The sequence below is a fragment of the Pengzhenrongella sp. genome, from assembly GCF_036565025.1.
GTDB lineage: Bacteria > Actinomycetota > Actinomycetes > Actinomycetales > Cellulomonadaceae > Pengzhenrongella.
The window spans coordinates 1-5,175 of sequence record NZ_DATCNW010000344.1; the positions used below are offsets into that span (position 1 = coordinate 1).

5 protein-coding genes, 1 pseudogene and 1 riboswitch are annotated in these 5,175 nt (G+C 72.7%); of the genes and pseudogenes, 2 read left to right on the forward strand and 4 right to left on the reverse strand.

The window, feature by feature from the left end; genetic code table 11:
• From VIM26_RS19755 to VIM26_RS19770, 4 genes are all read right to left on the reverse strand, one after another.
• Nucleotides 1–637, reverse strand: a 637-nt coding sequence (locus VIM26_RS19755; RefSeq protein WP_331954418.1) for a universal stress protein, incomplete at its 3' end; no start/stop codon positions are given.
• Nucleotides 638–755: 118 nt separating this feature from the next.
• Entirely contained in the window at nucleotides 756–1,262 is a 507-nt protein-coding gene (locus VIM26_RS19760; RefSeq protein WP_414696528.1) for an HNH endonuclease, read from the reverse strand.
• A gap of 217 nt (nucleotides 1,263–1,479) precedes the next feature.
• Entirely contained in the window at nucleotides 1,480–2,262 is a 783-nt protein-coding gene (locus VIM26_RS19765) for a C40 family peptidase (RefSeq protein WP_331954422.1), read from the reverse strand.
• Nucleotides 2,261–2,464, reverse strand: a riboswitch (cyclic di-AMP (ydaO/yuaA leader). Its footprint overlaps the gene before it by 2 nt.
• A 212-nt stretch (nucleotides 2,465–2,676) precedes the next feature.
• Nucleotides 2,677–3,375 carry a metal-dependent transcriptional regulator gene (locus tag VIM26_RS19770; protein WP_331954424.1) on the reverse strand — a complete coding sequence of 233 codons (699 nt, stop codon included), beginning with the start codon at nucleotides 3,373–3,375 and terminating at the stop codon, nucleotides 2,677–2,679.
• Between the two features lie 167 nt (nucleotides 3,376–3,542).
• Here VIM26_RS19770 and serC point away from each other — a divergent pair, with 167 nt between their 5' ends.
• Both serC and VIM26_RS19780 read left to right on the forward strand, forming a co-directional pair.
• Complete coding sequence (serC, locus tag VIM26_RS19775) at nucleotides 3,543–4,640, forward strand: phosphoserine transaminase (protein ID WP_331954426.1); 1,098 nt, start codon at nucleotides 3,543–3,545, stop codon at nucleotides 4,638–4,640.
• Nucleotides 4,633–5,175, forward strand: a pseudogene (locus tag VIM26_RS19780) (hypothetical protein); the annotation flags it as partial. The gene serC and the pseudogene VIM26_RS19780, both read left to right, overlap by 8 nt.

The following is a 5,175-nucleotide window of genomic DNA, read 5'->3' on the forward strand; positions in this document are numbered from 1 at the left end:
CCGCCGCCGGCAGCCAGGCGAGCGCGCCCGCACCAGAACCGAGCGGGACGCCGGCGACCGCGGACAGCTGGGCGCCCCAGGCCTTCGCCTCCCGGATCGCCTGCCGCAGCGCGATGTCCGACGCCGGCGAGCCGTCCACGCCCACGACGATGCGGCGGATCGGGGCGGGCGGCGCCAGGTCGACGTCGCCCTCCCGGTTCGCGGCGCGCATCGGCACCACGACCGTCGGGCAGTGCGCGTGCGCGGGCAGCGCCGAGGAGACGGTGCCGAGCAGCCGGTCGGCGAACCCGCCCCGGCCCCGCGTGCCCACCACGGCGAGCCGCACCTTGCGGGACATCTCCACCATGACCCCGGTGGCGTCCCCGGTCGCGACGGTCGTCGTGACCTTCGCGCCGCGGGCCTCCGCCCGGACCTGGGCTTCGGCGAGCACCGCCCGGGCGCCCGCCTGGATCGCGGTGTCGTCGAGCGCCGCGTAGCCACCGTCGAGCGAGGCGGCGGTGAACGAGGGAAGGGAGTAGGCACACACGAGCTGCACAGCAAAGCCGTGGGTCAGCGCCGCGGCGACCGCCCAGTCCAGGGCGTGCAGGCTGGCGTCGGAGCCGTCCACACCGACCAGCACTACGTCATCGCGCGTCATGGTCTTTCCTTCCGGCATGCCGGACCAATTTCGGTCAGGTCTGTGTAAGAAAATACCCCGGACTTGGCCCGGACTGCACGGTCCTTTGACCTGACGGGAGGGTGTTTCGCGCTGCAGGTCAGGCCACGAGGTAGGCCGTCCACGACGGGTCGGTCCGGACCGTGGCCGCGAACAGCGCGGCTGCCCCGCGCGGTGGGTGCGGAACGAACGGCAACTCCCACCCGAGCTCGACGAGCAGCCGGTCCGCCTTGCGGTGGTTACATCGGCTGCACGCCGCGACGACGTTCGTCCACTCGTGCCGGCCACCGCGCGAGCGCGGCTGCACGTGGTCCACCGTGTCCGCCAGCCCGCCGCAGTAGGCGCACCGGTTCTTGTCGCGGTGCAGCACTGTGCGCCGGCTCGGGGGGACGGTCCGGCGGTGCGGCACGTGCACGTAGCGGACCAGGCACATCACGAGCGGCAGCGGAACCGCGGAGTGCTCGGAGTGCAGCACGCGACCGTCCGTCTCGAGCACCATGGCCTTGCCATTGAGCACCAGGACGACGGCGCGGTGCACGCTCACCACGCACAGTGGCTCAAGACTCGCGTTGAGCAGCAACGTCCGTCGGGGTGGCGCCGCGGGCATCAGCACGGTGAGCTCCAGGACCTGATCGTCGGACCCGCCTGGCTGGCGGGCCGCAATGTGGAGGTACAAGCGCGACAAGCGTAACCTCACCGCCCAAGTCATTACCGACCGGGGCTGCGCGGAGCCCTCATCCGGGCGCACGAGGACCCCGGGGCGCGGTGCGCGCCGCCGGGGTCCGCGTCACGACTGTGCTCGAGGCCCGTCGATCCAGCCGCGGTCAGGCGACCCGGATGAAGGTGGGGTTGGACTGCCAGATGCCACGGAACTGGATCGTCCCGCCGGGCTTCGGTGCGTCGATCTCCTGGTTGCCGCCGGCGTAGATCGCGACGTGGCCGGAGGTCCAGATGAGGTCGCCGGGCAGCGCGTCGGCGCGGGACACGACGGTGCCGGCGTAGCGCTGGGCCGAGGACGTGCCGCCGATCGACTTGCCGAGCTGTGCGTACACGTAGGACGTGAAGCCGGAGCAGTCGAAGCCGCTCGGCGTCTTGCCACCCGAGACGTACGGCACGCCGACGTAGCGGGCGGCGATCTCGAGGACGGCGTTGCCGGAGACCGACTGCGGCACGGCCGACGTCGCCACTCCGGTCGCAGCCTCGGGAGCGGCGGTCCGAACGCTCGAGCGCGACGCGGCCTTGACGACCCGCGGCACGACCTTGGGCGGCGGCGGCGGGTCGGTGACGAGCTTGACGGCCGGGGCATCGAACGTCCAGGTCGCGTCCTTCGCCACCGTGACGACCGGCGCGGACTCGAGCGCGGCGCGGGCCGAGGAGGTCAGTGCCGAGGTGTCCACGGCGGGAACCGACGACGCCGGCTTCTCGGTCGTGGGCACGGCGGAGGCCGGTGCAGCGATGGTCGACACGACCAGGCCCGCGGCCGCCGCGACGATCGCGGACCGGCGGCCGACGATGCTGAGCGAGCCGGTGGCTGCTGCGGCGAAATCGGAGAGGGGGGTTGCGGGTCGGTGCGCGGAACGGTGGCGGGCAGGGCTCACAGTCGTCACGTCTTGCCTCCAGACGCCTACGAGGTCAGCTGTCGGGTTCGGATGGGAGGAACACACCCGGCCGGCCGGCCGTCGTTACCGACGTCCACCCGGCTTCACCCCAAGGACACCGTCACCGGCATCCACACACTTGGGTCCCCCGCCCCTGCCGGCGAAGTCGTACGGAACCCCTTGCGGCGGCAGGATTAGGCATTCCGCTCAAGGTCTCCACCGGACAAGAGATCCGAGGAGCGAGTCGAACGTACTGGACCCCGCCGTCGAATGTCACGTTCTGATTACGGTGACGGATGTCACAGCGCGATCGCCGTCATAGCACGGCGGCGGGCGAGGGCCGACGCCCAAGGGCCGGCGAGCTCGCCGGACGCACACGAATGCGCAGGTCGCAGCGGTGAGATCCGCCCGGTCACGCAGGCGTCAGCCGGCGACGACGAAGATGTGGCGGGAAACCTCGTCGGGCAGATCGAGGAAGATCTCCGCGCCCGGCGCGCCGACGATCAGGACGTTCGGGCCCCGCTCGACGGAGATCTCCGAGCCCGGCGTCACCCCGGCGCTCTCGAGACGGACCAGCAGCTCGATGTCCGTCTGGAGCGGCTCCCCGAGGCGCGCGACGACGGCGCGCGCAGGTTCACCGTTCACCGGCGCGACCTCGGCGAGCGCCACGACGCCGTGCAGGAAGTCCTCCTGCTCGCGCTCCTCCCCCAGCTCGGCGAGGCCCGGGATCGGGTTGCCGTACGGCGAGTGGTGCGGGTGGTCGAGCAGGTTGAGCAGGCGCTTCTCCACGCGGTCGCTCATCACGTGCTCCCACCGGCACGCCTCCTCGTGGACGAACTCCCAGTCCAGCCCGATGACGTCGGTGAGCAGGCGCTCGGCGAGGCGGTGCTTGCGCATCACGCGCGTCGCCTTGAGCAGCCCGGCCTCGGTGAGCTCGAGGTGCCGGTCGCCGCTGACGATGACGAGCCCATCGCGCTCCATGCGGGCGATGGTCTGCGAGACGGTCGGGCCGGAGTGCCCGAGGCGCTCGGCGATCCGCGCGCGAAGCGGGACGATGCCTTCCTCAGCCAGCTCGAAGATGGTCCGCAGGTACATCTCGGTGGTGTCGATCAGGTCACTCACGGCAACTGCCTCCAGGTAAGTCAATTCACGCGCTGACGACAGGCTACGTGCTATGGACGCTGCACTGGTGGCCCGTGTCACGAGCGAGCGCCTAGGCTCGCGCCGTGCCCGAGCCCACTGCCGTCCAGACCCCCGCCGCGATCCCCGACATCGTCATCCCCGCCGGGATGCTGCCCGGCGACGGGCGCTTCGGCTCCGGCCCGAGCAAGGTACGACCCGACCAGGTCGCGGCGCTCGCAGCGGTCGGCGGCACGCTGCTGGGCACCTCGCACCGGCAGGCGCCGGTGCGCTCGCTCGTCGGGCGCATCCGGCGGGACCTGGCCGACCTGTTCGCGCTGCCCGACGGCTACGAGGTCGCGCTGGGCAACGGCGGGTCGACGGCGTTCTGGGACCTCGCGTCCCTGTGCCTGGTGCGGGACCGCGCCCAGTTCGCGTCGTTCGGGGAGTTCGGTGCGAAGTTCGCCGCAGCCGTGCACCGAGCCCCGTTCCTCGCCGATCCGACGATCCGGCGCGCCGAGCCGGGCGGGCTCGCCCTGCCGGAGCTCCAGGACGGCGTCGACGTGTACGCGTGGCCGCACAACGAGACGTCGACCGGGGTGATGGCGCCGGTGCGCCGCGTCCCCGGCTCGAGCGAGCAGGGCGCGCTGACCGTCGTGGACGCGACGTCGGCCGCGGGCGGGCTCGCCGTCGATGTCGCGGAGACCGACGCGTACTACTTCGCGCCGCAGAAGTCCTTCGCGTCCGACGGCGGGCTGTGGCTCGCGCTGCTCTCGCCCGCCGCCGTCGAGCGCGCGACGCAGATCGAGACGAGCGGACGCTGGGTGCCGCAGTTCCTGTCGCTGAGCACCGCGATCGTGAACTCGCGCGCGGACCAGACGCTGAACACCCCGGCGATCGCGACCCTCGTGCTGCTCGCGGAGCAGCTCACCTGGATGCTAGACAACGGCGGCCTGCCCTGGGCCGCTGCGCGGACCGCGACCTCCGCGGGCCACCTGTACGACTGGGCGCAGGCGCGCGAGTGGGCCACCCCGTTCGTCGCGGACCCGGCGGCCCGCTCGAACGTGGTCGGCACGATCGACCTCGACGAGCGGATCGACGCCGCGGCGGTGTCCGCGGTGCTGCGCGCGAACGGCGTCGTGGACATCGACCCGTACCGCAAGCTCGGCCGCAACCAGCTGCGCGTGGCGATGTTCCCCGCCGTCGACCCCGGGGACGTGCAGGCGCTCACCGCGTGCGTCGACCACGTGGTCGACCGCCTTGGCTGAGTCGGGCTCCTCGGGCGGGCCGCCCGCCGGCTCGATCGCGCCGATCGTCGCCGTCCGGCTGCACCGCGACCGGGTCACGGTCGCGCTGTACGCCCACTTCGTCGCATGGGGCTGGCTGCTCTACAGCTTCTCCCCGAGCGTGCCCCTGATCGCCGCCGAGCAGCACATCAGCAAGGCGACGGCGGGGCTGCACGGGACGTCGATGGCCGCGGGCACGGTGCTGTGCGCCTTCATCAGCGCCCCGCTGGTCGCACGGCTCGGGCGCCGCGGCACGCTGCTCGTGGCGTCCGCGAGCCTCGCCGCCGGCGTCGGGATCCTGGTCTCCGGAAGCACCCTCACGACGACCCTGCCGGGCGCGTTCGTCACCGCGATGGGCGGCACCCTGCTGCTCTGCGCGGCGCTGCCGGCCCTGTCGGTCCACCACGGGGCGGCGAGCGCGGCCGCGGTCGTCGAGGCGAACGGCGTCGGTTCGTCGTTCGGGCTGCTCGCACCGCTCGCGCTCGGCCTGAGCGTCGCGGCGGGCTGGGGCTGGCGG